The 26,577-nt window shown below is 51.9% G+C and carries 21 protein-coding genes and 2 tRNA genes; all 23 read left to right on the forward strand.

Going from position 1 to position 26,577, the window contains the following annotated elements; genetic code table 11:
- Positions 1–852 precede the first annotated feature (852 nt).
- The 23 genes from loaP to DXC99_RS04395 all read left to right on the forward strand — a co-directional run bounded on the left by loaP (position 853) and on the right by DXC99_RS04395 (position 26,415).
- Positions 853–1,398, forward strand: a complete 546-nt coding sequence (gene loaP, locus DXC99_RS04280) for an antiterminator LoaP (protein ID WP_233505667.1) — start codon at positions 853–855, stop codon at positions 1,396–1,398.
- Positions 1,399–1,452: 54 nt separating this feature from the next.
- A complete protein-coding gene (locus DXC99_RS04285) occupies positions 1,453–2,283 on the forward strand; it encodes a sugar transferase (protein ID WP_233505668.1) in 831 nt (276 codons plus the stop codon).
- Positions 2,284–2,286: 3 nt separating this feature from the next.
- Positions 2,287–3,057 carry a glycosyltransferase family 2 protein gene (locus DXC99_RS04290; protein WP_117629359.1) on the forward strand — a complete coding sequence of 257 codons (771 nt, stop codon included), beginning with the start codon at positions 2,287–2,289 and terminating at the stop codon, positions 3,055–3,057.
- Between the two features lie 12 nt (positions 3,058–3,069).
- Positions 3,070–4,164 (forward strand): glycosyltransferase, encoded by a 1,095-nt coding sequence (locus DXC99_RS04295; protein ID WP_117629360.1) that lies wholly within the window; start codon positions 3,070–3,072, stop codon positions 4,162–4,164.
- Positions 4,161–5,009: an EpsG family protein gene (locus tag DXC99_RS04300; protein ID WP_117629361.1), complete on the forward strand. Its 849-nt coding sequence runs from the start codon at positions 4,161–4,163 to the stop codon at positions 5,007–5,009. The genes DXC99_RS04295 and DXC99_RS04300 overlap by 4 nt, the downstream gene beginning before the upstream one ends.
- 1,075 nt (positions 5,010–6,084) lie before the next feature.
- Positions 6,085–7,329 carry an oligosaccharide flippase family protein gene (locus DXC99_RS04315; protein WP_158551642.1) on the forward strand — a complete coding sequence of 415 codons (1,245 nt, stop codon included), beginning with the start codon at positions 6,085–6,087 and terminating at the stop codon, positions 7,327–7,329.
- Positions 7,322–8,158: a phosphorylcholine transferase LicD gene (locus tag DXC99_RS04320; RefSeq protein ID WP_117629365.1), complete on the forward strand. Its 837-nt coding sequence runs from the start codon at positions 7,322–7,324 to the stop codon at positions 8,156–8,158. The genes DXC99_RS04315 and DXC99_RS04320 overlap by 8 nt, the downstream gene beginning before the upstream one ends.
- Positions 8,151–9,221 (forward strand): alanine--glyoxylate aminotransferase family protein, encoded by a 1,071-nt coding sequence (locus tag DXC99_RS04325; protein ID WP_117629366.1) that lies wholly within the window; start codon positions 8,151–8,153, stop codon positions 9,219–9,221. The genes DXC99_RS04320 and DXC99_RS04325 overlap by 8 nt, the downstream gene beginning before the upstream one ends.
- A 12-nt stretch (positions 9,222–9,233) precedes the next feature.
- Positions 9,234–10,079, forward strand: coding sequence for a phosphorylcholine transferase LicD (locus DXC99_RS04330; protein ID WP_117629404.1), 846 nt, complete (start codon positions 9,234–9,236; stop codon positions 10,077–10,079).
- Positions 10,080–10,090: 11 nt separating this feature from the next.
- Positions 10,091–10,882, forward strand: coding sequence for a hypothetical protein (locus DXC99_RS04335; protein ID WP_117629367.1), 792 nt, complete (start codon positions 10,091–10,093; stop codon positions 10,880–10,882).
- Positions 10,883–10,910: 28 nt separating this feature from the next.
- The gene (locus DXC99_RS04340; protein ID WP_117629368.1) at positions 10,911–12,299 is read left to right on the forward strand and encodes a Gfo/Idh/MocA family oxidoreductase; all 1,389 of its coding nucleotides are present in this window, start codon (positions 10,911–10,913) and stop codon (positions 12,297–12,299) included.
- Positions 12,300–12,926: 627 nt separating this feature from the next.
- A complete protein-coding gene (locus DXC99_RS10275) occupies positions 12,927–14,234 on the forward strand; it encodes a nucleotidyltransferase (protein ID WP_147329330.1) in 1,308 nt (435 codons plus the stop codon).
- Positions 14,235–14,243: 9 nt separating this feature from the next.
- Positions 14,244–14,795: a hypothetical protein gene (locus tag DXC99_RS04345; RefSeq protein ID WP_117629369.1), complete on the forward strand. Its 552-nt coding sequence runs from the start codon at positions 14,244–14,246 to the stop codon at positions 14,793–14,795.
- 193 nt (positions 14,796–14,988) lie between these two features.
- Positions 14,989–15,630 carry a hypothetical protein gene (locus DXC99_RS04350; protein WP_117629370.1) on the forward strand — a complete coding sequence of 214 codons (642 nt, stop codon included), beginning with the start codon at positions 14,989–14,991 and terminating at the stop codon, positions 15,628–15,630.
- A 520-nt stretch (positions 15,631–16,150) separates the two neighbouring features.
- Positions 16,151–17,698 (forward strand): RNA-directed DNA polymerase, encoded by a 1,548-nt coding sequence (locus DXC99_RS04355; RefSeq protein WP_147329331.1) that lies wholly within the window; start codon positions 16,151–16,153, stop codon positions 17,696–17,698.
- Positions 17,699–17,738: 40 nt separating this feature from the next.
- Positions 17,739–19,532 (forward strand): hypothetical protein, encoded by a 1,794-nt coding sequence (locus tag DXC99_RS04360; RefSeq protein ID WP_117629372.1) that lies wholly within the window; start codon positions 17,739–17,741, stop codon positions 19,530–19,532.
- A gap of 241 nt (positions 19,533–19,773) precedes the next feature.
- Positions 19,774–20,874, forward strand: a complete 1,101-nt coding sequence (locus DXC99_RS04365; protein ID WP_117629373.1) for a hypothetical protein — start codon at positions 19,774–19,776, stop codon at positions 20,872–20,874.
- A gap of 441 nt (positions 20,875–21,315) precedes the next feature.
- Positions 21,316–22,179 carry a hypothetical protein gene (locus tag DXC99_RS04370; RefSeq protein WP_117583154.1) on the forward strand — a complete coding sequence of 288 codons (864 nt, stop codon included), beginning with the start codon at positions 21,316–21,318 and terminating at the stop codon, positions 22,177–22,179.
- Between the two features lie 124 nt (positions 22,180–22,303).
- Complete coding sequence (locus tag DXC99_RS04375; protein ID WP_117583155.1) at positions 22,304–23,089, forward strand: hypothetical protein; 786 nt, start codon at positions 22,304–22,306, stop codon at positions 23,087–23,089.
- A 336-nt stretch (positions 23,090–23,425) separates the two neighbouring features.
- Positions 23,426–24,229: a DUF3825 domain-containing protein gene (locus tag DXC99_RS04380; RefSeq protein WP_117629374.1), complete on the forward strand. Its 804-nt coding sequence runs from the start codon at positions 23,426–23,428 to the stop codon at positions 24,227–24,229.
- Between the two features lie 144 nt (positions 24,230–24,373).
- Positions 24,374–24,448, forward strand: a tRNA-Val gene (locus DXC99_RS04385).
- A 369-nt stretch (positions 24,449–24,817) separates the two neighbouring features.
- Positions 24,818–25,975: a hypothetical protein gene (locus DXC99_RS04390; RefSeq protein ID WP_147329332.1), complete on the forward strand. Its 1,158-nt coding sequence runs from the start codon at positions 24,818–24,820 to the stop codon at positions 25,973–25,975.
- A gap of 367 nt (positions 25,976–26,342) precedes the next feature.
- A tRNA-Ala gene (locus tag DXC99_RS04395) sits at positions 26,343–26,415 on the forward strand.
- The last annotated feature ends 162 nt before the right edge of the window (positions 26,416–26,577 follow it).

The following is a 26,577-nucleotide window of genomic DNA, read 5'->3' on the forward strand; positions in this document are numbered from 1 at the left end:
TTTGCAAAATTTGCAAGTTGCTTTCCTGTTCAAGTTTGCCGTCTGCAGTAGTTGTCCAACAAGCCGCCTCAAAATGCGTTTAATCTGTAGCCGGGCGTGCCTAGTGTGCGATGAGCATCTTCACAATGCAACGCCCATGCCCACACGCCCGCAAAATGTTGTGCAATTAATTTCCCAGTTCTGTACATTATTCGTAAGCACCACGTAAATCCTTTTGCGTATTAAAGCCGAGGTTTGCCTGCATTTACTCGGGCGCCCGTTACAACACCCCATTAACCTGCGTCAACGTGAACAACTTAGGCAAACACCCCCCCAAGCACGGATTTGTCGCATATGTTGTCCGACACAACCCAAATCAGTTTCACTATCAGCTTGTGCTAGGATACCTAACGTTACATGAGTTCAGCTGTGCTCACGGCTCTAACAGGCCACATAGCACGGGGTCGATCAGCATCCGGCCGTAACGGCGGTGCCAGAAACACCACGAGCTCCAATATCGATTGCCATGCGCGATTTTGCACTTGTTTTGCGGCTATTTATAAGTTCTCTTTCGGCAGTGTTATTGGTTGTTTTTGCAAACCACAGCAGTCCTACAGCTGTTTGCGTGCGGTCCAGTTTTGTACCCGCTTGACTGGTTCGCACGCAGCCAGCTGGGGTCGCGGTCATTTTTGCGATACACATCCGCGACTCTAGCAACTGCGCATATACATACCGTTCACGGTGGGGCAGAGCCACGTGCTTGTCTAACTGGGCTCAGGGTTTGAATATGGAGCGCCTTCGCGCACAAGCGCCCTGGCGAAGCCATACCCAAACCCCGCGAGCCACACGTAAGACAGCAAGGGGGTGGTGCTTGTGTGGTATGTAATCCAGGTCATTAACGGTCGCGAAGACGTAATGCGCGAGCGCATCGAGCACATGGTGCCGGCGAGCGCCATGCAGGAGCTCTTTTATCCCCAATTTCAAACCGAGATTAAGGTACACGGCGAATGGGTCAAAACGACCAAGCCACTCTTTCCCGGTTATCTCATCTGCGATACGGCAGATCCCCGCACCGTGCAACAGTATCTGCTGCGCATGGACGATTTTGCCCGGGTGCTTGCCCAGGATGGTCAGTTTGTGCCGCTGGCAAAAGAAGAGGTTCAGCTTATTGGTGGCTTTACGCATAGGGGAGACCGCGTGGTGCCCATGAGCGAGGCCCTAAAAGACGGTGACAAGGTCGTAGTGACGGCAGGTCCGTTGCTGGGCCACGAAGGCCTTATCAAAACCATAAACAGACGCAAGAGCACTGCTTATTTAGAGCTCGATCTGTGCGGCCGACGCGTAACCACCCGCGTTGGCATCGCAGTGCTTTCCAACGAGCAGCGCGTCATGCGCAATCTTAAAAAGGCGATCGCCTAGCTGCTGGCGATTTCCGCAAAGGACAGGGAGGATCCCCGACCCGGGGACGAAATCTTGGAAGAGAACGTGTCAGATAAAACAGAATATGTAAAGGATGTGCCCGTGGATGCGGCGTTGATTGGTCAAGTTGGGGATTGGCGGGCAGACTCTCAGACTCCTGTTGCTACGGAATTTCCTCTCCCCGTGGAGAATCCTGCTCCGGCGCAAGGTTTCGTGGCGCCGGGAAGCTATAGGGCTCCCGCCGCAGATCCCAAGGCTGCCGCCCCCAAGAAAGGTGGGCCTGCCTATTTTGCCTTCAAGCGAGCTTTCGACATCGTTTTTTCTGCTGCGGTCTGCGCGGTGTTGGCCATCCCCGTTGTAGCAGCATGCGTCGCCATTGAGATTGACTCTCCCGGAAAGCCGTTCTTCCGTCAAAAGCGAGTTGGTAAGGGTGGAAAGACTATCTATATCTTCAAACTCCGCACCATGGTCTCTGACGCACACGAGCACCCTGAGAAATACATGACTCCCGATCAGCTGGCGAAATGGCAGCGCGAACAGAAGGTTGACGATGATCCCCGAATCACGCGTGTAGGCCGCTTTCTTCGCCGCACTTCGTTGGACGAACTTCCTCAATTCATTAACGTTCTCTCGGGTGATTTATCCGTCATTGGCCCTCGTCCCGTAACACTTGAGGAAACGTATGAATACGGCGATGCACGCGATGAGGTGCTCGCATGTAAGCCTGGCATCACCGGTTGGTGGGCTGCGACTGACCGCAACGAATCCACGTGGAGAAGTGGTCAGAGGCAAGCACGTGAGCTCTTTTATGTGCGCCATCAGTCGCTCGGGTTGGATACCCGCGTGTTCGTAAAAACGTTCAAGGCAATGAGGAGGGGGAAGTAACGTATGACCGATTCTCCCCTGGTTTCCATCATTATGCCCCTCTACAATGCTGAGCCGTATCTTGTCGAGACCTTCGACTCCGTTCTTTCTCAGTCCTATAAGAACTGGGAGCTCATCGTGGTCGAAGATTGTTCTTCGGACGCATCTCTTCGACTTGCGAAGGAATACGAGAACAAGGATCGTCGAATCTCGGTTCATCCCAACGAGCACAACGTTGGTGCGGCTAAGTCGCGCAATACCGGTATCGAACACGTTTCCGGCGATTTCGTCGCGTTCATGGACGCCGATGACGCATGGCTTCCGGATAAACTTGATCACCAGCTTGCGTACATGCGGGATTGTGGTCTGGGGATGTGCTTCACCTCGTACGAGACCATTGAGTCTGACGGACAGCATAGGAATTACGTACACGTACCCAAGAGCATCGACTACGACGGTTTTCTCAAGAACACCGTGACCTGCAGCCATACCATCGCGTTCGACCTCTCGAAAATACCCCTGAGTCTTCTCGTTTGTCCCGATTTCGGAGATTCGTTCGATTTCCCTGAAGACATGGTCGTCTGGCTCCAGGTCCTCAAGAGCGGCGTTCCAGCCGGCGGCCTCGACGAGGTGCTTGCAAAGAACAGGAAACATGGCGGCTCCCGCTCCGCTAATAAATTCCGTGCAGTTTCCCGCACGTGGAACGCCTACCGAAAAGTGGAGAAGATAAACCCAGTCTATTCCGCGTATTGTCTGTTCTGGCAGCTGACGCACGCGGTGCTTAAAAGGATTTAGGATTGAGGCTGAATGAGGATTCTATTTCTCTCGAACCTTGAGTTTGAGGGCTTCGCGGGCCCTACGTACTGTGTGCCTGCACTGATCGGGGCCTTATCCGAACTCGAAGAGGTTGTCTGGTATAACATGAGACCTGTCGAGCGCGTAGAATGGAGGGGCCTTCCCTTCTACAGGAACCCTAACGACTTTGCTTTCGACATTGAAGATTTCACAAGTCGAATCTGGCGCCCTGACCTAATCGTTTTTGAGGTTTTTTATGCGTTTCATCCCAACGCGACCCTCTTGGGCGTGCTGTCTTCGGGTATACCATATGTGATTGAGCCGCACTGCGCCCTCACGAGCGGAGACCAGGGGAAGAAAACCTTTAAGAAACGAATCTGCAACGCCGTTTTCTACAACCGTTTCGCTCAAGGCGCCGCTGCGATCCACTACCTTACCGAGAAGGAACGCGATGAGTCCGGTGAGAAATGGAACCGGAACAGCTTCATCGAGCCGAACGGCATAGAGGTGCCCAAGGAGCGCCCTCATCGGGAGTCGTGGCATGGCGACGTGCCCGAAATTGTGTTCGTTGGCAGAGTGGAGCCCTATCAAAAGGGGTTGGACGTCCTCCTCGAAGCGCTTACTCCGTTGAATGCTTGCGCGGATTCACCGCGCTTCCATCTCTCGATTTACGGCAACTCCGTCAACGGCTTCTCAAACGAGATGGAGAAAAAGCTACAGGCCGCGGGGCTTTCAGACGTCGTTGCCGTTCGCGGCCCTGTATACGGGGATGAGAAGGATGCGGTTCTGCGCGCCGCGGACATCTTTCTCCTCACATCACGCTACGAGGGGATGCCGATGGGCCTGCTCGAGGCGTGCGCCTACGGGTTGCCGTGCGTGGTCACCCCGGGTACCAACATGTCCGACGTCATCCTCGCCGAGGGAGCCGGATGGGTCTGCGACCTTTCTCCCGAATCCGTGCGGGAAGCCATCGTCGTCGCCGCCAGCTCTGCTGAGGCCTATGCGGAGATGGCCCTGGCCTCACGTCGCGTTGCGGAGTTGTTTTCGTGGCCCTCGATCGCCAAGTCGATTCGAACCGATTATCTAAAGGTGATTGGGCGCGCATGACGATTTATCTGATGGAAATAGTCGTGATTCTCGTTCTCGGTGTAATCACGGGCGTGTCGCGCGGGGATGCTGAGAGACGAGGCTTTATCATCTTGGCCTGCCTGGTCTTATTCGCGCTCTCCGGCCTGAGAAGCTACGCGGTCGGAGTGGATACGCTCCAGTACTGGAACGCTTACCTGACGGCGTGGATGGCACACTCCTGGTATGAAACCGGGTTCCTGTACCTCCTCCGGGCCTTGAACGCGGTCAGCCCCAATCCGCAGCTCCTTCTTCTCTTCACCAGTGCAGTCATGACCGCCTGCGTCGGGTATGTGGTCTATAAGTCGGACTGCAATCCCGTGCTCGCACTCTTCCTCTATGTGACACTTCTGACGTACGCCTCCTTTATGAACCTCATGCGCCAAGGTATCGCCGCCGCAATCATCATCGCGGCGATACCTTGGCTGGAGTCCGGGAAGAGGATCCGTTTCGCTGTGGCGGTCATTTTCGGCTCCCTGTTTCACTCGACCGCCATCGTCATGCTCGCGCTCATTCCGCTCTCGGCGCTCGCACCGACAAAGAAAGTCATGCTGGGTTATGGCGTCGTCGCGTTGGCTTTGGCCCTTTCCCCTGATTTCGTGTGGAGCTTCATTGGGAAGAACTTCGACAAGTACTCGACGTATAGCATGTCCTCGTGGTCGGGGGGGAATGCGCTCGCGGCGCCGATCATGACCGCCATGGACGCTTTACTGATTGTCGTTTCCCATTTGTTTGGGGCGGGGGCTTCGGATGACGACAGGGGGAGAGGGTTCTTTTCCATGGATCCATGCTCCAGGTCGTCTTCCAGTTCCTCGCTTGCTTCGTGAACATCTTCCAGAGGCTGACGACGTTTACATCGTTTTTCCTTGCCTTATACGTGGCGCTGCGATTCCGAAAGATCGATACGAAGCTCAAGTTCCTCCTCGTTTACGGCATATGCGCAGTTACGGCCGTGTTCTTTGTAGTAATTATGGTCTACCGGCCGCAATGGCACGGTGTCGTTCCTTTTTCCTTTTTCTGGCAACTTGTTTAGGTTCATGAGGATTGTTAAATGGGACTAGTGTTGAACAATCTCGGGAGGATCGCCAAGCACTCGGTCCTTCCGAAGCCCCTCGCCTGCGATACGCAAGGGGCTTCGGAAGGACCTCCTGAATCTGCGTGGCCAGGGGGCGCTTACCCGGGTTTCGGCCACCACATAACGTTCCTCGCCCGAGCTCCACGACTTATGACCTGCAACACCATTGGTCGACATCACCGTGATTATTCCCCGCTATATCGGCAAGCTCGGGCGGGTCATTGCTGTGGGGACGAAACACTCGAGCGGCGTTGCATGGGGAGGATCTTCGGTCGCGAGACGCGGCAAGGCCTAGAGTTCCTCAAAGATGTGTGGTTTGAGGACACTGCGCAGGCATAAATGATCGTGCTGAGGTTCAGGGGGCGACCATCGACGAATTGGACTACACATACCGAAAGCAAGTTGACTTGTTAACCTCGAACAGCCTGTCGAGCAAGAGGTCTGTAGACAGGTACTTCACGATCGAAGCCATGCTTGCTTCGCGCCGGACATTGGGCTTTCCTTTTCACCAGAGGATGTATGACCAGACCCTCTATCAGCTCAGCCTCTTGTTTGCAAACCTCACGGTCGCGCTCGTTGACGGGGAATCTCGCTGCGTTTTTGCTTTGGCTAGCGAGTTGATGAAGGCGAATAGGTCGCCGGGGAAAAGTGCAAGTCGTTCCTCGAAAAAAATGGACCATCCCGAGAAGGTTCTTTTGGAAGTCAATAGCGTCCTCTGGCGGCTGGCGTCGCTTTCGCTTTAAGGGCTCAGGCACCCGCTCTTTATTGCCTTGCGCTTTAGCTCGAATAGAAACGAAAACTGAAATTTGTTTGGGTTGATATAGATATTGAAAAGCAGTAATACACTCGCCAAAAACATAATTTGGCAGTACGGATTACAAGTACTTAAGTACGTCTTCCCCCTCATCCTCGTGCCGTACCTCACGCGCGTGCTGGGCACGGGTGGCTACGCCGTCTATGCCTACGTGTTGTCGTTCATGGGAATCGTCCAGACGCTCGCCGACTTCGGTTTCATGCTTTCCGGAACAAAGCAAGTCGTCGACCTGAGGGACAACTGCGAGGTCCTTTCACGCCTGCTCGGCTCCATAGAGCTCGCTCGTCTTCTCCTCGCCGCCGGCCTGTGCGCGGTCGTCGTGGTCGTCGCCCAGTTCATCCCACTGCTCTGGGACAATATGGGGTATGTACTGATTGCCTATGTCTCCACCGTGCTCAGGGCCTTGCTACCAGATTTCATGTTTCAAGGTTTTGAGGACATGGAGCCGCTAACCACGCGTTTCTTCGCGGCAAAGGTGATCACGGTCGGCCTGACTCTTCTGGTGGTCCATGGACCGCAGGATCTTCTGCTCGTCGCAGTTGCGGATGCCCTGGGCGGCTTGGTAGCGCTTATCTGGAGCTTCATGACCGTTCGAACCCGCTACGGCGTGCGGGTTTCCTTCGGTGGCTTCCGAAACGCCTTGGCTGAGCTAAAGAGATCTGCCGTGTATTGCGTGTCGAACATCGGCACCACCCTTGTCTCGGGGTTCACCACTTTCGTCGTGGGAATCGTGCTCACCGACCCGACGGAAATTGCGTACTGGTCGCTCGCCCTTACAACCGTAAGCGCGGTTCAAGCGCTCTATTCTCCGATATCCAGCAGTCTGTATCCCCATGTTGTGGCGCATCGGGATCTGGGCGCTGTTAGGAAGATGGCGATTATGGCAGCTCCCGCGCTATTGGTCGGCACCGTTGCGTATTGCCTGCTGTCCCCGCAGGTTTTTTTTCTACTTGGCGGACAGGGCTACGTTGCGGGTTCTTGGGTCATGGTTGCCCTCAGCCCTGTCCTGCCGCTCTCTTTCTATTCGATCTTGATTGGCTGGCCGGTACTCGGCGCTTTGGGTAAGGTCAACGAACTTACCGCCTCGACTGTTGCCTCCGGTGTTATTAACGCTGCTCTGCTCCTCGCGATGGCGCTTCTCGGCCGGTCATCTTTGTTCGCGATCTGCGTAATCCGCTGCATAGCCGAGGTCGCGCTACTTGGAACCAGGGGGTTTGCGCTGATTGAATGTTTAAGGAAGGGAAAGTTGCATGTGTAACATCAACCCACTCTCTATCGAAGAGCTACACCAGAAGGAGCTGGAGCTTCTTGAAGCGTTTGATGCCTTTTGCTCCGAACACGGCCTTCGATACTCGCTTACGGCCGGCACTTTGCTTGGCGCTATTCGCCACAAGGGATTCATCCCCTGGGATGACGATATCGACGTCTGTATGCCACGCCCCGATTACGATCGTCTTGCAACGCTTGCTGGCGAGTTGCCGGCTGGACTCAGGCTCGTTGGCCCCGAGAACAGCCCGTTTGTTTACCCCTGGCGCAAGTTCTGCACCGAAAGTATTAGAGCTCAGGAGCCTACCTATAAAGGGGTAATGGATCAAATGCTCTGGATAGATGTTTTCGTTATGGATGGCGTTTCTTCTAACGAAAGCGAGATTGAACGCATGCAAGTCCGCATGAACAAGGCCTCGCGTGCAAGCGTTTGGTCGAGCGCCAATCATAATTCGGACTCAATGGGAAAACGCTTCATAAAGAACGCAGCCAAAGCGCTTCTTAATCCGGAGCACGCAAAGACGAAGATGATGGCAATGGCTGAGCGCGTTGCAACCGAGCCTGGTTATGACGCGGCAAGCCGCGTCAGCAGCGTACTCGGACTGGCCAAACACGGGTGGTCGCTTCCCAAGGAAGGCTACGAGGACATGGTCGAGGTTGAGTTCGAGGAGCACATGCTCCCCGCTATGGGCTGCTGGGACGAATACCTGACCAAGTGCTACGGGGATTACATGCAGCTGCCGCCGGAGGACAAAAGACAGACGCACTGCCTGAAGGCATGGTGCGTGAACGAAGAAACAAAGGAGAATGCAGATGCTTAACTTCACCGTTGGTCCGGTTATGAGTCCCAGCGAGGTGCTGGAAGTTTCAGCCAAGAGCGCACCCTATTTCCGCACGCCAGAGTTCTCTCAGGTAATGCAAGAGAACGAGCGCATTATGTTGGACTTGTTGTCCGCACCCAAGGATTCACGCTGCGTGTTTCTAACGGCTTCTGGCACAGGCGCTATGGAAGCTGCTGTGATGAGTGTTTTAGCGCCCGCTGAACGAGTTGCAGTGGTCAATGGCGGCAGTTTCGGACAAAGGTTCGTCGACCTATGCCAGCTGCACGGGCACACCGTCGACGAGATCGAACTTGAGTTCGGGCACCAGATAGCGCGGAAAAACCTCGAAGACGCAGTGGATCTCAGCTGCGGTACGCTGCTCGTGAACATGCATGAGACCTCATCAGGACTGTTGTACGACATGAGCCTCCTGTCCGACTTTTGCCGCGAGCGCGGGATGGCCCTGATCGTCGACGCAGTGAGCGCGTTCATCGCCGAAGAGATTGACATGGCGGCTCTCGGCGCCGACGTGGTGCTGACGGGTTCGCAAAAGGCGCTAGCTTGCCACCCGGGCATCTCCATCATGGCTCTCTCGCCGCGCGGACAGGAAAGGGTAGCGGAGAATCCCGAGGTTTGCTCCTACTTGAGCCTAAAGGAAGCCCTGCGCAACGGCGAGCGTGGGCAGACTCCCTGGACGCCTGCTGTCAACACGCTGCTTGAGATCAATGCGCGTTTGAGGTCGATCGAGGCGCGCGGGATCGACGCGGAGCGCGCCGAGATCGCGTCGCGCGCGAAGGCCGTGCGCGACGCCCTGACGAGCACCACACTCGAGATGGTCCCCGAGAACCCCTCCAATGCAGTGACGGCGCTCCGTTGCCCCGCGAGCAACGCAAAGGCAATCATCGAGCGCGCCAAAACCGGGTACGGCATGTGGCTGTGCCCAAACGGAGGCGCGCTGTGCGACGAGGTGTTCCGCATCGGGCACATCGGTGCCATCACAGAGGAGGACAACGACAGGCTTATCGACTGCCTGACCTCGCTATCGGCCGAGGGTCTGTTCTAGGTGGGGGCGCAGATGAAACAGGTAAAGGTCATAGAAGGAGAGGACTTCCGGCGCATGCAGCTATTGGAGCTCGACATGCTCGTGGAGTTCGACCGCGTGTGTCGCGCTCACGGGATTGCGTACACAATCTTCGGCGGGACGCTCCTTGGCGCAGTGCGCCACAAGGGCTATATCCCCTGGGATGATGATGCTGATATTGCAATGCTTCGTGAGGACTACGAGAGGTTCCGTTCTGTCGCCCATGAGATGGACCCGTCCATCTGTTTCTTCCAGGACCATCTGAGCGATCCTGAATACAGGTGGGGGTACGGCAAGCTCAGGCGCACCGGAACGAAGTACGTGAGGGTCGGACAGGAGCACTTGAAGTGCAAAACAGGAGTCTTTGTCGACGTGTTCCCCATGGACGACGTGCCTCTTGGTGTGGGCGGCCAAATTCTGCAGGACTTCTGGTGCATGTGCCTGCGCAAGGTCCTATGGTCTGAGGTCGGCAGACTCGACCCCCGCGTGTCGGCTCCGCTCAGGGCCTGGTTCTCGCTGTTGTCCAAGATACCCGCAAAGGCGGTTTATGCTCTAGCCGCTCCAATGGAGCGCAAGAGCACGGACGACAGCCCCAACCGCGTAAGGACGCTGCTGTTTCCAGCTACCGGTACCCTCTATCGAGAAAATCCGCTCGAAGAGCGTTACGCGATGCCTAAGGAGTGGTTTAAGGACCTGTCGGAGTACGAGTTCGAAGGGAAACGTTTGATGGGGACACGTGACTTCGACGCGATCCTCACTTACATCTATGGCGACTACATGCAGTTGCCGCCCGAGGACCGCCGAGGGCAGCACTCTCCGGTATCGAGCTACGAGTTTTAAGGAAAACGAACGTGAATGTGAAGAAAGTGGCCTGCTGGGACGAGGGCCTGCGGCGTGTTCTGGAAGGTCAGCGCGTTGAAAACCCCTACGCACTTATCGATGCGCTGACCTACGGGTTCGAGGGCGACAACGTTGCGTGCTGGGAGGTCTTCGACGAAAGCCGACTCGAAGCGGTCGTTTACCGATATTATGACGGACTCCAGGTCGTCTTCTGCGGGCAGGCAGGCCACCGCGCAATCCGGGCCGTCGCGACCCTCGTTGAGAAAATGGACCCCTCCATGGTCCAGACCTCTTACAGTGCAGCGGCAGAGCTCGCCACCGTGCTCGCCAACTACAGTTTGTCTGAGGGGTGGGTTATGCGGGCTGACGGAACTCAGGTACCAGACCCCGCGGCGGTCAGGGCGACCGAGGCCGACTATCCTGAGATAGCCAGGCTCATCTGCGGCGACGAGGAGATTGGCAAGCACTACGACGTCAGCGCGCTCGTGGCTCAGTTGTGTGAGAGAGAGCGGCTTCAGGGCTGCAGGAGCATAGTCATTAGGGATAGCGAAGGAATTGCTGCGCATATGGCAACCTATGCCGAGTCCGACGATGTTGCCGTCTGCGCCGGGCTCAAGGCACGCCCTGGCGCGGAGAAGGGTGTCGGGGCGCGGGTGCTCTCATCGCTGGCCGTCGAAGTGGCCGCGCGCGGCCTCATACCTTTGCTGTACTGCTACATAGAGCCACTGTGGCCTTGGTACGAGGCCCATGGGTGGGAGAAAGCCTTCCACGTCGCGAAGCTCGAGCACTGCGGCAATTACTAAACAAGCCACGAAAGGGAAGGTGAGGCCCATGAGGAAAGTGATCACATATGGAACGTACGACCTTCTGCACCGGGGCCATGTGCGCCTGCTGGAACGCGCCAAGGCGCTCGGCGACTACCTGGTCGTGGGCGTAACCGCCGATGGCTTCGACAAGGTGCGCGGGAAGATTAACGTTTCCCAAACCCTCAACGAGCGCATGCGTTCTGTCCAAGAGCTCGGGATTGCTGACGAAGTAATCGTTGAAGAGTACGAGGGCCAGAAGATTGACGACATCAGACGTATGGGAATTGATGTGTTCACCGTAGGCTCTGACTGGGTTGGTAAGTTCGACTATCTCAGGGAATACTGTGAGGTAGTCTACCTTGATCGCACGCAAGGCGTCTCGAGCACCGAGCTTCGCGCCGAAAGTGGACATCTACGAATGGGGTACGTGGGCAAGCGTGTGCTAGTGGAGAAGTATCTGCGTGAAAGTGCCTTCGTGAATGGCGTTGACCCCACCTGCGCGATGATCGACAGTGATGGAAGCCTCGCAGGCTGTGGCTTAGTCGAACAGGTTAATGATTTCGATGAGATAGTCGGTCGATGCGACGCAATCTACCTTGCATCGCATCCCAATCAGCACTATGGACAGATTAAGCGAGCGCTTGAGGCGGGCAAACATGTTCTATGTGAGAGCCCCATTGCCTCAACGCGTGAGGCGTGCCAGGAACTGCAGGCGCTCGCACGCTCAAAGGGCCTCGTTTTGGCCGACGCGATCAAGACGGCGTATTCAACGGCCTACCATCGACTGCTTCTGCTCGCCAAGAGTGGTCACATTGGACGAGTTCTGTCGGTGCGCGCTGTATGCACCAGCCTTGTTGATCTTGGCAGTGAGGACATCTCGAGCGTTGAGGGCAAGTGGTCGAGCTCCAAAGCCTGGGGTCCAGCAGCGTTGCTGCCCATCTTGCAGCTACTCGGAACTAATTATCAATCAGCCGATTTTGTAAGGGCCGACCTTGAAGGTCACGCTGGCTTTGACGCGTTTGGTGAGATCCGACTGGCATTCGAGGATGGCTACGGCGAGGCGGTTTTCGGCAAGGCGGCTAAATCTGAGGGGTCGCTTGTGGTTTCCGGCACGGATGGCTACATTTACGTACCCGCTCCCTGGTGGAAAACAGACTACTTCGAGGTACGCAAAGAGGATCCTTCTCAAAACAAGCGGTATTTCTTCCAGCTTGACGGCGAGGGAATTCGAAACGAGCTCGTCGAGTTCGCGCGAGCAGCTGAGCGTGGAGGCAAATGCGGTCTTTACATCGATGATAGTGTATCCGCCGCCATAGCTGGCCTGCTGGGTCAATTCGACGCAAGTAAAGACCACATCGAACTGTCGCCTATCAAGCTCGGGAGCGACACCTGTGGTGAAGGCGTAGCGAGATAGCCGCGCTTAGATATACACTCGGCGCATTATTCATGCCGTAATCTGAAGCATGGGGGAGTGGTAACTATCATTCGTCTGGATGATAGCGGTCAGCATCTCAATTGCATGCTTATCTTTCATTGATTTAACTACAACGCAAGCAGCAACTTGCGAATAACGGAAGCCGAAATTTAGCTACTTCCACGTAAACTCTCTCCATGAGTTTTGACTTACGTTGGTTCAAAAATTGACTAAGCCAACTTTTGAACCAACGTAACCCTCCGTAAGCACTTGAATGTGTCTTCGCTATTTGGTACTTGGTTAAGCAAACCAAATAAAAGACTCTATGCTAGGGTCATGATGACTACATAATTTGATTTAGAATCAGGCTCACATTTTCGACACGATCTTCGGGGGCCTTCCGGTCTCTGAATCATCAACTGTTTTCTAAACTGATATATAAATTGAAATCGACCCTTGAGGAGTAAAACAGATCCTCAGGGGTCGATTTCATAAATGGAAAACCAAAAACACCCTGGCAGAAACTATCAATCTAAGATTCGAATCAGTATTTAAATTGATGTCACATAAATTAATCTACTCGAATATTATTACTTATAATAGAACATACGTTTGAATTGGAGAATTGTGGCAAACAGTACCGACTTCGAGTCTTTTCTAAAAGATATCAACCCAAGTAAATCTACTATCGATGAAGCAAGCAGACTTCACCAGAATCTTAGGAATCACTTGAAAACTTGTGAGAGCTATAAACATATTTATGTTCACAGCTATTTGTCAGGATCTTACGCTAAGCAAACGTTCATTCGTCCAAAAAAGAATTCGGATTGCTGCGATATTGACGTTGTCATCGAAACTAGTCGTTCAACAAACGATTCTCCGACTTTTGTATTGAATGAGCTTGAAAAGGCCCTCAAACTACGCAGCTGTTACCAAAAAACGACTATTCAAAATCATTCTGTCGGTATAGATATGGCAAGTTTCCATCTTGATGTTGTGCCCTTGGTCAGAGATGAAAACGGTTTTCTTAATATTGGATCATCTAAGGAAGGCACTTGGAAGCGAACTGATCCGAAGAAACATATTTCTTGGACAACAGAAGTTAATCAAGGGTATGAAAATGCATATAAGCCTTTGGTGAAAATTTTTAAATGGTGGCGAAGAGAAAACTGTCCATCGAATGTCAAATATCCAAAGGGAATTACTCTTGAGAAAATGATTGCTGATAATTTACCAGAACCGCACCTCACGATTGAAGAGCGTGTAATGCAAACAATGGCCAATTTGTCAGAAGCGTACTCAGAAGATTTAAGTTCTGGCAACACTCCATTTATCGAAGATCCCGCATTTTGCGAAAATAACCTAGCGGAAAAGTACAAACACAACGACTTCCTTGAGTTTTCAAATAGACTGATCGAACAACTTGATCTTCTTGCAGAAAAAGGCACTGGCAACGATATTTGGAGAACCATTCTTGGCATTAATTTCCCAGCAGGGAATGAATCGAGATCTTACGCAGCTGGAACGAGGCGAATTGCACAGGAACGCGCGTTGTCCGTTACCCATAGACAAAAGCTGAAGTATCCCTTGCAATCTCAAAAACCAAATGCAACCATCACTGCAACTGCCACTCTTCCTTCGGGCAAACAAATCAATCTTCCAAATGATGGGCCGGCGGTTCCGAAAGGGTCCTCAGTGATATATAAAGTCACATACAGCCCAATTAAAGACGGGCGTGTAAGATGGCAGATCACCAATACCGGTGAAGAGGCTATGCGATGCTGTCAGCGTGGGGGCTTTGAAGCTCCCAACGAAGGGAAAACTTCAAGACGAGAAGAAACAGCCTATACCGGAAAACATATCGTGCAGTGCTTTGTTGTGCGTAAAGGCTATTGCGTACGATGGACCCGTCCGTTTTTCATTAATGTGGAGTAGATAATTGATATGGATAAATTGTTGGAAATAATACTACAGCTCCTACAAATCTTTTATAGCGCCCGTGACTGCATAACTGCTATCTGCTCAGTATTTGGGTTCATCGCACTGTTGGTAGTTGCCGCGGGATCTTTTGCTGGCATTACTCAAGCCCTGATCAGATTCGGGCTAGCGTTATTCGCAAAGAAAATCGCTATTATCGCAGGACTTGATGATTTTAATGACATTCGAAAAGATTTGGTCAATTCCGGCCTTATTAAAACAAGAAATATTCAGCATGTCACCAACAAACACCTTGATGAAGCTCAATCAGCGCTTTTAATGATTATTGTTCATGAATATCTAAGCAACGAAGAATTCAATGCTGTTGTCCGAGGTAAAAAGCCCCAGTGCGGATTAATCGTCTACTGCCCTCCTGAAAAAGGAAGGATCGATGAGCAGGGCATGAAACTGCTTAGTATGATTTCATTTACCGCGCTTTGCAACTTCAGGGGACGAATGGTCAACGACGTTCTTCTGATGATGCTATCCACGTCGTTTAAAGGAAAGGATATCAATTAGGGAATTATCCCCTAAACAGCCCATATAACCAATCAACTAACAGCATAAGCTACGATGTGGAACGACTTTCAAATCAATCGGATATTCTACTACGATCAATGACCTCAGTAACGTAATTCCTATTGTCAGAGAATCCTGAATGCAGATCGATAATTGTAGTATTGCCAATTGATTTTTGGCTGCGGAGGAGACAATGAACCTAACAAATTTACCTGAGTACATCTCAGCGATTGTGGCAATCATCGCGTTGCTCATTTCTTGTTACCAGGCTCGTCTCAGCAATAAACAGTCTCTATTCAATCGACGTTTAAATATATGGATAACCGTCGATAATCTCATGAGCGTTTACGCAAAAAACGCGAAGAACTTGGAACATGACGACGAACCGCAAATGGCAATCGACCTACTATTTGTATGGCTGACTAACACCACGTACCTGCAATCAATCTCAGCCTCAATTAATAAGGTGTTAGATGCCGACCTTCAACTTAAATTGCATTTAAAGCTTGATGAAATGAGATCGCTCGCCATGGAGGCGAGATTTTGCTTCAAGGGAAAGAGTGGAAAGGCAATTGCCGAATTCATAGAAGATTATCAATCCCTTTTGTTTTCAATGTATCAGTATCAGATTCTATTTAATAAGATGCTCAAGAATGCAAGGGAATATCAATGGACGCTTGAACAGGCTTCTGAAAGGTTAGATGAGCCCGATCAACGGCAAGATCTCTTTGAAAGAGAAAACACTCTTGCCGCATCATACAAAACTCTATGCCAGCTAAACAAGAGAGGTGCAATTCAGCGCCAAATGCAACTAGCAGGTCCTATATGGCGCTGAGAGAATGGATAGATTACATGTCGATTAGTGGCAACACTCCGTATCTACCGATTGTCCAAGCAAGCTATCTCGTGACGCAGTTTGGCCGTTTCTAGTGGCTCATATGATGGCCTTCGCCTGCCGTTGGAGGACTTTTAGGATAGAAGTAATTACATTAAGGATATGCGTCACGGGAGCACGATAAAGCCTACTTAAACGGACAAGCTCGTAGCAGAGACAGGGCGTACGCGAAGGACTTGTTTGGCGACATCTGGGGAGTGCGATGGCCCCGCTTCTCTCGGACCTCAATATAATAGGAGCAATATAACTGGCTCGTATTAGTTACGTAGACCCGAGCCAGCATTTAGTATAAGCAATCGGATCGGTATTAATAGGTTGACTGCAGGCACATAGAAATCCTTTAAATTAATTACAGCAATTTCAATGTGATTCACACTTCTAAATTGAAGTATTTCATAAATATCTATGCAGCTATTTGATTAAACTATTGTTCATTAAGTAGCCTATCTTAAGGTCGGCAATGGAATCTCAATTATGTGACAAGCTCTTTGCTCCTTCCAAGCCTTACTGGGCATATTGGCAAGAGTTATCCGAAGATGCTGTTTATAACGGACTAATGCTTGCCGGATGGTTTGCCGACAAACTACCGCCGATTTTTTCGGCAGAACAATTTGTTACGTATTGCAATAATCGCAAAATGGCAAGCAACGATTCACGCTCAGAGTGGATTAGATTTAATTACATTCGGTGCAATGGACAATATCGAAAATTCGGCATACCAACCCCCTTCACCTACGAGCGACTCGTCCGCGGTTTAGCCGACAATTGGGGCGATATAGTCCGTCACGTTCAAAAATACACATTACCGCAGCCTTATGCAGTTAGCAGGATTCATCCTCGTGTGATTCCCGATTCGCAAGCAATATTCCAAATGAACTATTCAAACTGGATGACTGATCCTAACCCTGAACCAACTATTCTTATTGGTAAAAAATACCTCGTGAAATGCGACATCTCCACTTGTTTTCCGAGTATATACACGCATTCTTTGCCTTGGGCGATTATGGGAAAGGATAACGCAAAGCAAAATAGAAGTTCCCGTCGGGGCGGTTGGGCGAACGAAATTGACGGACTACTTCAAAAGGCGTGCGACGGCGAAACCCACGGATTACTTATCGGTCCACACGCTTCCAATGTTGTCTCAGAATTAATTCTCACAGTTATCGATGCTAGTTTATTTAACAAAGGCTATAGATTTATTCGAAATATCGATGACTACAATTGTTATGTCGCATCGCGATACGAGGCCGAGCAGTTCATCATCTCGTTGCAGGAAGAGCTGTCCAAGTTTCGTCTAACACTGAATCAGAAGAAAACTGAAATACTAGAATTACCCATAGCGCTTTCTAATGGCTGGGTAAATTCATTAAGGCGCAATGAACCTAATAAATCGGACCCGCTTGATTACAAAGATGTGTCATCTTTTTTGGAATACGCGACCAGTCTTCTTCCTTCTTACCAGAATAATGCCTCAATACTGCTATACGCGTTCAAAATGCTCGCATCGCGCTCACTAAAGCCTTCGGCAAAAGCCTATTTTCGGGACTATGCTATGCACCTTGCAATCGTATTTCCTTATTTGCTGCCGTCATTCGAGAAAGCAATAATTGAGCCTTTGAGTATGGACAAAGATTATATTGAGTGTCTCTCAAAGGTTATTATCTCTGATTGTCTTAATCACGGTGATCACCTTTCGGTTTGCTACGGCCTTTACTACGCAATTAAGTTCGATTTTAAGGTTGATATGCCCGATTTTGAAGATATCAAAAGGGCTAATGACTGTCTTTTATACTTATTCGTCTATCTTTACGCCAAGCATTTTGGCGATGGATATTTGCTTGATCGTCTTACAAAGCATGCTAAGGAATTCCCAATAGAAGGGCGTGAATTTGAAGAGATGTGGCTTTTTCTCTATCATATTCGATCAAAAGAGTGGTTACCGTCTGATGAGTGGAGGGCCATTAAAAAGAGGGGAATCAAGTTCATTAAACCCGAATATTTAAATTAGTGATTGGATTTTTTTATTTAGCTTCTATTGAGGTGCAGCGATGACTGGACGTATCCCTTGGACTCGATATTCAGGTGAGGATATCGAGTCAGTTCTTGCGACGTTTATTTCTCTTGAAGAGCGAGACGCCATTAAAATTCGACCTTCTAGGGGCGATGGAGGAATTGACCTTATCGTTTACCTTGATGCTGAAACGGTCGACATATATCAAATTAAGAAATTTGCTGAAAATCTAAAAAACGGCCAGAAAGCTCAGATTGAAAATTCGTGGCAGGAATTATCGGCAACCACAGTCGATTTGCATGTAAAAATAAATAGCTGGCATCTTGTTATGCCATTAGATCCCACAAATGAGAATCTAAGATGGGCTAAGGAGCTGGTTGAAACTTCTGGTACAAAATTCGTCTGGGATGGCCTTTCAAGAGTTGATGGCTGGGCGTCCAAACACCCAGAAGTAATTGATTATTACTTTTCAAATGGAAAAGAAGAGGTCTCTGAGTATGCTGCGAAACTGCTCTCCATGGCCAATCTTCCAGACTGCAGCGATCCAGCCATTCTCGAAAATAGGCTGCGCGATCTATGTTCCCATCTTGATAAACTGGACCCTTACTATGCATATTCAGTTCACGTGCTCTCAGAATACGACAAACGCGATGATTTTTGCGCATGTGCCCCTGGCGTTGTTATGTCCCAAATTCTAGTAACCCCGGGAGCAGGTCGAATCGCAATCGACGTAATTGAAAAGACGCCAATTGCTTCAATGCTGCATCCATTAAGGTTTTCACTGAAAATCACTGCAGGGACTGACGATGAGAAGGAACAGGCCAAAAATTTTATCGAGTATGGTATGCCCTTCACTTCGTTGCCGGCGGAAGTGATTGATCAGGCCTACCAATTGCCCGTTGGACGTTCCTGCGATGGTATTCGAAAGGGAATCATTAAGACCCTTGATCTGCCCACATCAACTTGCATAAGGTCGGCTTCGTTGTTCTGGGAAGGCTGTGGTGAACTACATCTAATAGTTGATAAGGCCACTCATGGAACGAAGGGAGCTTTCTTTTCTGCCCATGACGCGACGGAAACCTTTCGATTGAGCTTTAAATGGATCGGCAGCCAGTCCGGCGGAACGATTAACTATGAGTTTTCATTTAACAAATTACTCAATAAGCGTTCTCGAGATGTAGTAAGAACTTATCGATTCTTAAGCGAAGCCGAAGATGAAAAAGTGGAGCTTCGAATCGATGGCACGAGTGCTCTCTATTTTTATCTCGGCCTCAGGGATGATGTGGTTGCCGAAGTAAATGCCATATACGGTCTTGCGGTTGCGTTAGAAACTATTAACAGGGCTGCGGACGGCGAAATGCCTTTCCCTGATTATTTTAAAATCACTAAAGGAGAAGTCGCAAATATTAAAGATGCAGCAAGACTGCTCGATGGCGAAACGATTGTATATAGTTGGGAATCACATGGGTTTAATCTAGAAGGGGATGAAGTCCCAAACTTTGAATACCCCTCTTTAGCGCGCTGGATTAAGCCTATAGCTGTTAAGCTTGGAAGCAAAGAGGCATTCTGCGGTTTTGCACAGACTACTCTAGTAATTGGTTCTTCAGAATGCTCAGCAGACCAAATAAAAGATTCTGAACGTAAGCTAGTCTTAAGCCCAGATGATCAGTACGGAAACAAAGCTATATGTGCAATGGTTCCACCAAATGAAGATGTGCTGAAGGGCCGAGATACTTTATGGACCGTTCGTCCTCCAAAATTAGACGATTGGTTAACAATGGTTGAGGCTGCGGAATCATCAGCTCAGGATTTTAAGCAATTGTCAAAGTAGGCTATTCTTACGATTTCAACCTGTAAGGGTCCTTTGTTACAGACTTAGGAATTTATGAACGCCAATCGACTCGAGGCGATTCTTCCTTTCGCCGACTGGCAAAACGATTTACACCTAATTTTGGGAGTTGATCACGGTTTTATTCTTTGCTCATCGTCTGATCTCGCTAAACTAATAACTGCTGCTACCAGGGCATTTTCTGGTGCACATTCTATTGGCTCCTGCGAAGATCGGAGCGGGTATGTTTGCTGCCGAGTCCCACACCAGCCGTCATTACATTGCGATTGTTGCCATGGCCTGCCTATGCGTTTTGCTGGGCGGGCCTTCTTATGCCGCGGGCGCGGAGAGCCTCATCATCGCGGGCGAGACGTACTACGAGCCGGGCGTGTCGGGCCCCGGCTGGGCCTGGACCGATGCCGACCACCTGGAGCTTAACGGCTACGCGGGGGAGGCCATCGGCGCCGAAGGCGACCTGGTGCTGACGCTTGCCGGGCAAAACTCCGTGACGGAGTCGCATGCGCCCGATGCGGACATCACGCTGTGCGGCATGGAGGTGTGGGGCAACCTGACGCTTCGCGGTACCGGGACCCTGACGGCGACGGGCTCACAGTGCGGGATCCACGTCTCGCAGGCGCTCGTGGTGGACGGATGCACCGTCGATGCGCGGGCGGATGGGGCCGATATTACGGACGAGGCGGTCGCCGGCGTGATCGCAGGCGATATGGCCGTGCGCGGCGGCGGGCGCTTCGTCGCCGCGGGCGCCGGGTCCGGAGCGGGCGTGCGCGCCTACGGCGTGTGTCTGCAGGATGCGGGCCTTGGCGACGGTGCGGCCGGCTGTCGGCTTTCCGTCGACGCCTCGTGGCTCGATGCGACCGGTGCCGACGGCGGCCTTGCGAGCACGGGCGGGTCACTTGTATCTGCGCGGTTTGTGACGCCTGCTGGTGGGGCTTTTGGTGCTAGCGGCGTGGTGGACGCCTCCGGTGCGGTGGCACCGCATGTGGTGGTTGAGCCCGATGTGGCCACGCCTCCGGCGGGGGAGACCGATGGACACGACGTGCTGGGCGATAGCACGGACAAGTCTCCCGCCAATGCCAACCCCGCTACCGGAGAGCCCACCACGGTACCCACGGCAAATCCCTCGCTGAAGCCCGCGGCCGCGACAACCAAGACAACAACGACAGTAACCAAGACCACGGTGTCCACGTCCTATAAGCCCAAGACCGCAACCGCCACCGCGACAACTGCGTTACTCCCCAAGACCGGCGACAACAACTGGGTCGCAGCTTCCGTGACGCTTTTCCTGCTTGGTACAATGCTTCTAGCTGCCGCATGTCGTTGTTGAGATAGCTGCCATTTGGAAGAAAGGGACATCCACAAGGCATTGCTATTTGCTTGTTTGCTTATAGGCGCCCAATTATCGAAGGCAGAGGCCATACGGACGCGTCCATGGGCTGAATCGCGGCAACGAGACCCGGGTTGATATACGGGAGAAAAGAATTCAACAATAAGGTGGTGCAGATCACAAACAGCAAAAAGGGCACCGGGACTTATGTCGGCTCCGGTGCCCAAGCGCAATATCGGCAGTACACAGAGCACCGCAATGCAACAATCAGGGTCGAGCGCAAGGCGGATTTAGATCCGCTGAATTCATTTATAGTGCAAGCAGTATGGTCTAACCCCTCTTTTGCGTATATCCGGCTGTTGCGGTCGAGGCCTACGTCCCATGCGTAGAATTGCTTGGTATATAGAATTGCAACACCATTAAGTATTGTGGGGGTTTCTTGTGAAGTGGAACGAATTGGCTGAATTAATATGCGCGTTTATCTCTTTAATTGTGACAGCCATCATTGGCAAGAAACAGTGTTGCCAGAGCAAGCGCATGGAGGAATTCGAGCGTCGCCAGGACGAAAGAGACGAACGCAGACACGCCGAAGGGAATAAGGCGCAGGCAATCGAGTTTATCTCGAAGTATTACTCAGACAGAGGATTAATTCCGCTTTGCGCTGTCGCCGCCATGCACAATGACCTTTTTTATTATTCACGTGAGATGTACCGGAACTTTTGTTGTCTCGTGCCGGAGGTACAGAATCTAATTCTTAAATACTGCAATCTTGACTTGCGGGTCAGGGGAGAGGATGACCTGTTCGTCCGTTGCATCACCGCAGTCGAAGCCGCCCTCCGTGACCGCTTCCCAGAAGATGAACCCGTTCTTTATGATGATGGGAAATACGTGCTTCGCAGCCTCGAAAGGTATGCGGGGGAGAGGCTGCCAGAACCTCGGGTTGACCTTCTTTCTGAGTGCCTGGACTCTTCCTTTCTGCCCCCTGATAGCTGTTCCCCGGGGTACGATTACCTTATCCGTAAGGTCCTTTCCGAGGCCTTCGAATCCAGGGTCGCTTCCTTCGCCCCCATTTCCTATCTGAAAAATGAATATCAATTCGAATCGAGCTCCGAGATTGAGGCCTGCCGATTCGCGTTAACCGTTGCATTCTACGCGGCGACCTACGGCTCTGGTGACGAGGCCAACGATAAGGACTACGGGTGCCCCGGCGGTTTCGATGGCGAGAGAATCGAGACCATGGAAGACCTATTTCTTCTTGCCGTCTTTCAGATGTATACCAGGTTTCTACTTCCGGACGAGGAATAGGAATCGCAACCACGTGTCCGAGCCTTAAATATGTGTTCAAACTTCTTCCCCTATGTCCCCTTTGGGGACAGCCGCCAGCGCAATACCTCAGTGCTATACTCGTTGTCCTAAGGAAGTGATTCATATGTACTTGAGCGATACTAAGATTCAGGAGCTCATCGACAGCAAGGTGCTGCTCAATGCCGATGCTTCGAACATCGGACAGGTTACGTATGACTTGCGCACTGACGGGTTCTACGTTAACGAAAGCAAGCAATCCGAGGTCGAACTTGGCCCTGGAGACTCGACTTTTGTCTCTTGCGTTGAATGTATCGCGCTGCCCAACGATTTGACCGCTAGCGTTCTTTTACGCAATTCGCGCATTCGCCAGGGGCTTTCTTTGGATGCGCCGCTATATTTCCCCGGTCATGGAACACGGCTGTTCTACCGTGTTACAAACGTAAGCGGCAACACGATTGCCCTTGATAAATCTAAGGGTATCGCGCAAGTCGCATTCCAGCGCGTCGAAGGCACGGTTGCTCATCCTTACCATGGAGCCTTTTCCGATGAGCTCAATTTTAATGGGCTTGCCGACTATTCCGACGTCTATGCCGGAGAGCTCAAGAAGGTCGAGGATAAAAAGAACGAAGTCGCCAACATCGAGTCTCGTATCTATGGCAATGTTCTGGCTCTCTTCGCCATTTTTGCCGCGATCTTCACGCTTGTGAACGTTAATGCCGGAGGGGTTTCTTCCGATATAACGACCGTCCGTTTCGTTGCGCTTGATCTGCTGATTATCGGCGGATTCCTGGTCCTTGCGTCCGCAATTGAGGCTTTTCTTGTTAAGGATAAAGAAGATAAGGCGTGGCTTCCGCTCGTGATAGGCATCATATGCATCGCAGCGGCGGTTTTCCTTGCTTTTCGTAAATAGTCAAGTGATCTAAAGGTAAGCAATATGGCTTCCGAGACGGGGTGCCCCGGCCAATGCCGGGGCACCCCTATCTGTTGAGCGGTCTTTTGTTTTTAAATTACATGGCAGCCATAGCAGCCCCAACACATCCTCTATTTAAAAAACGCATGTCGCAAAAGCGTAAAACCGGGGTCTGGTCGACGGGCCTTGGTTTTACTCCGCACTTCGCTTGGATCCGCGACCTCGTTTTCGAAAGCCACTCCCGCGACAAGCTCGTCAAAAAGCAAGGTCGCAATTGCTTTGTGGCGAGCCGGCGACCTGTCGCGCGTATAGAATCTAAGGATCCGCACTCCAGTTATGAAATGGATTGGACACCACACGGAGATCCCCAGCACCCTGTGCAGCAATGTGTACGACTTCGCGTTTTGCCCCGAGCCCTGCTACGACCGCCTGGTCGACCTCGCCGACCCCGAGGACTGGGGCCCCGGCAACCGCATCCTCAAAAACTACCTGTCGTTTTCGTTTAGCCGCGCGGTGTTCCTGACCGAGCGCGACGTGGACCAGACCGCCCCGTCCAACTTGCCGCTGGTGTTCGACGACGTCCGCTGCCTATTCAACACCGGCCTGCACACGCGCCGCTACGAGACCACCTACGGCCTGTTTGAGCCCAACACCAAGCCCGACGCGCACCAGCACTGGTTTTTGAAGGGCTCCTTTAAGGAAAGCGACCCCATGCTAGTCTCGTTTGAGTACCTGCCGTGCCGCGTACGCTTTGCCGAGGACCCTTCCGAGCTGGTCTTTGACCACCGCCTTCCCATCCGCTCCAACATCGATCACATTCTGGGCGACGAGGAGAACCTGACGCGCATTCCTGCCAGCCTGATGGGGGAGGGTAACTCGCTGCTGCTGCGCCGCGCCTTTGAGGGTGCCGTCGTCGAGGCCGCCCGCCGCGCCGCCGCCAACTACACACTCGCCGTGCCGCAGTTCTACGGCGGCCGGATCCAGCTGCTCTTGCCGCTGTGCCTAACCGGCGACAAGCCCGAGCTGGCGCTGACCATCCAGCGCGAGGACGGTTTCTACGCCGCACGCACCTGCCTCACGCTCGACATGGCCTACAACAACGCGCGACTTATCTGCCGTCCCGAGACCTCGTGGATTTAACGATAAAGGGTGGTTTAGCTGCGGTTTTTCAGATTGCTTTGATTGTTTTGGCTTGGCTAGCACCCACGAATTTAAAATCGAGGGCAAAAAGTTCTTGGTAAACCACGCGCGGCTATGTTAGTATCTCTTTTGCCGAAAGGCGACGGGCGATTGGCTCAGGGGTAGAGCATATCCTTCACACGGATGGGGTCACAAGTTCGAATCTTGTATCGCCCACCATCAAAAGCGCAGGTCAGAGGTGTTAAGCCTCTGGCCTTTTTTCATATGATGCCAAATCGAACCGAATTTACCTAAAGCGTTGTATGTTATGCAGTTCACTTTAGTTGTCGTCATCGCACGTTTTGAAAAGTGCATCTGCGTTCATTCATTGAATTCTCTGCGCAATCTATGCGCAATTGTGGAGACAGAGACCACTGGCTCACAGCTCGTACCAGCACGTTCATGTCTATGGCGGATTTTCAATAGATTGCGTCAAGCTTTTGGTCAGTGTTTGGTCAGCTACCCGTACTTACCCGCATGATGCGCCAGTAGATAATCGACCTTGCCCGCAATCCGCACGGCCTACGGCCGATACCAGGGGAGGCGCAAATGGACGATATCGTCTGCGCAAACACTGCATTCCGCTATTGGCGCTGCCCACCGCAGGTGCGCAATCTCTACCCGCGCCTGCCCAACTCCGAAGACGGCTGGCGAGCTCTATCCCAAGCCCCTTTTGTAACCGAAGTCCTCAAGACCCCAATTATCGCTGTTACTTCGCCAGGTTGTTGTAATCACCACTCGGGATTGCGCTCTACTATTCGCTGGGAAGGGGCATCGGATGCCGGCACAACAATCGACACTAATTTAGGCTTTTGTGTCACCAATCCGCTTAACACGTTATTTACTATGACACGCTTTGTATCCCAAATAGATCTCGTACTGGCTATGTACGAACTTTGCGGTTGGTTTTCTGTTTTCGAGCCGGCTCCCGCTGCCGAAATGCAGTTAAAAATGGCGGTAGAGGAGAATCGCAATTCCAGCACGCAGGATCTGTTCGAACTTGGAGAAGGCGAAGACGAGGTTCCTTGGAAACGAGTTTATGCCCGCGCAACCGTTAAGGACCCAGATAATGATAGCCAAACGAGCAAGCGTGAAGATGGAAGAGAGGTTACGAAACTCAAAGGTACTTCTCTCTGGATGAGAAAGCCGCTCATCGAGCTGAGCGACCTGCATCGTTTCGCCGACAAGGTCAAAAGTCAAATGTGGGGAAAGCAGTTTTATGATGCCGCTCAGCAGGTTATCGGCATTGCTGCGTCTCCGCTCGAGGTTGCAGGAATCTTGCTTCTAAACCGTCCGCGGCGTCTTGGCGGCGCTGGCTTCACGAACGTTTATGCCAACGACTTAACTCCTCTTTCCATATCGGCGCAAAGCATCGCAGGTCAAAAGGTCTGCTACGGCGATATCGTGATCGTAAATCCGATTCTTATGAAAGGGGCAATTATCGAAATCCAAGGTGAAGTCATTCATGGTTCAGGTGCAATACTTGACCACGATGCGGAACGCATGACTGCGTTGCAGAGCATGGGATTCGATGTATTCCTGGTGACTCACGATATGCTCAACGATTCAAAGCAGCTAGACACCATAGTCAGAAGTGTCTGCGACCGTTTAGGGATTCGCTATAAAGTCAAAACTGAGGCAATGAAGTGCGCCGAGACGAGACTGCGAGCAAATGTTTTGTGCAACTGGTTGGAAATCGGAAATTAGCCGGCGACAAGGCGCTAGAACTACCTAGTTTGCCTGTTAGTGAATTAATGTCATTTCAAAACTGTGCCGGATTACGGGGCTGGACCCGGACCGGCCGTCCATACCCTGCATTTCACGGAATGCGCAAGTCGCCTACCTGCGATTTTGATTTTACCGATTACGGCATGCTCGGGGGTTCCCGGCCTGGCCCCGTAAACCGGCATGGTTTTGGAATCGCCGGGTCGGCGGGGGCGCGGTCGGCCCCGGTAATGGGCCTGGCGCCGGCAAGACGGCCGTTGGGCGGATGGCGGAACGCGCCGCGACTGCGAAATTTTCCAAAATTGTCCTTGCATCGTGGTCCGAGTTCCCGTATAGTACTTCTTCGCACGGGGGCGTAGCTCAGCTGGGAGAGCGCTTGACTGGCAGTCAAGAGGTCAGGGGTTCGATCCCCCTCGTCTCCACCCGAGCATTGAATGAGGCTCCAACGCAAGTTGGGGCCTTTTTTCATATTGGCACACAAGGTCAAAGGCGGCACCATGATCCTCCTGGTCGACAAGATCGAAAAAAGCTTCGGCGCACGCGTCCTCTTTAGCGGCGCGTCCTTCCAGATCAACCCCGGCGAG

Origin of the sequence: Collinsella sp. TF10-11AT (assembly GCF_003437565.1) — a bacterium.
Lineage (GTDB): Bacteria > Actinomycetota > Coriobacteriia > Coriobacteriales > Coriobacteriaceae > Collinsella.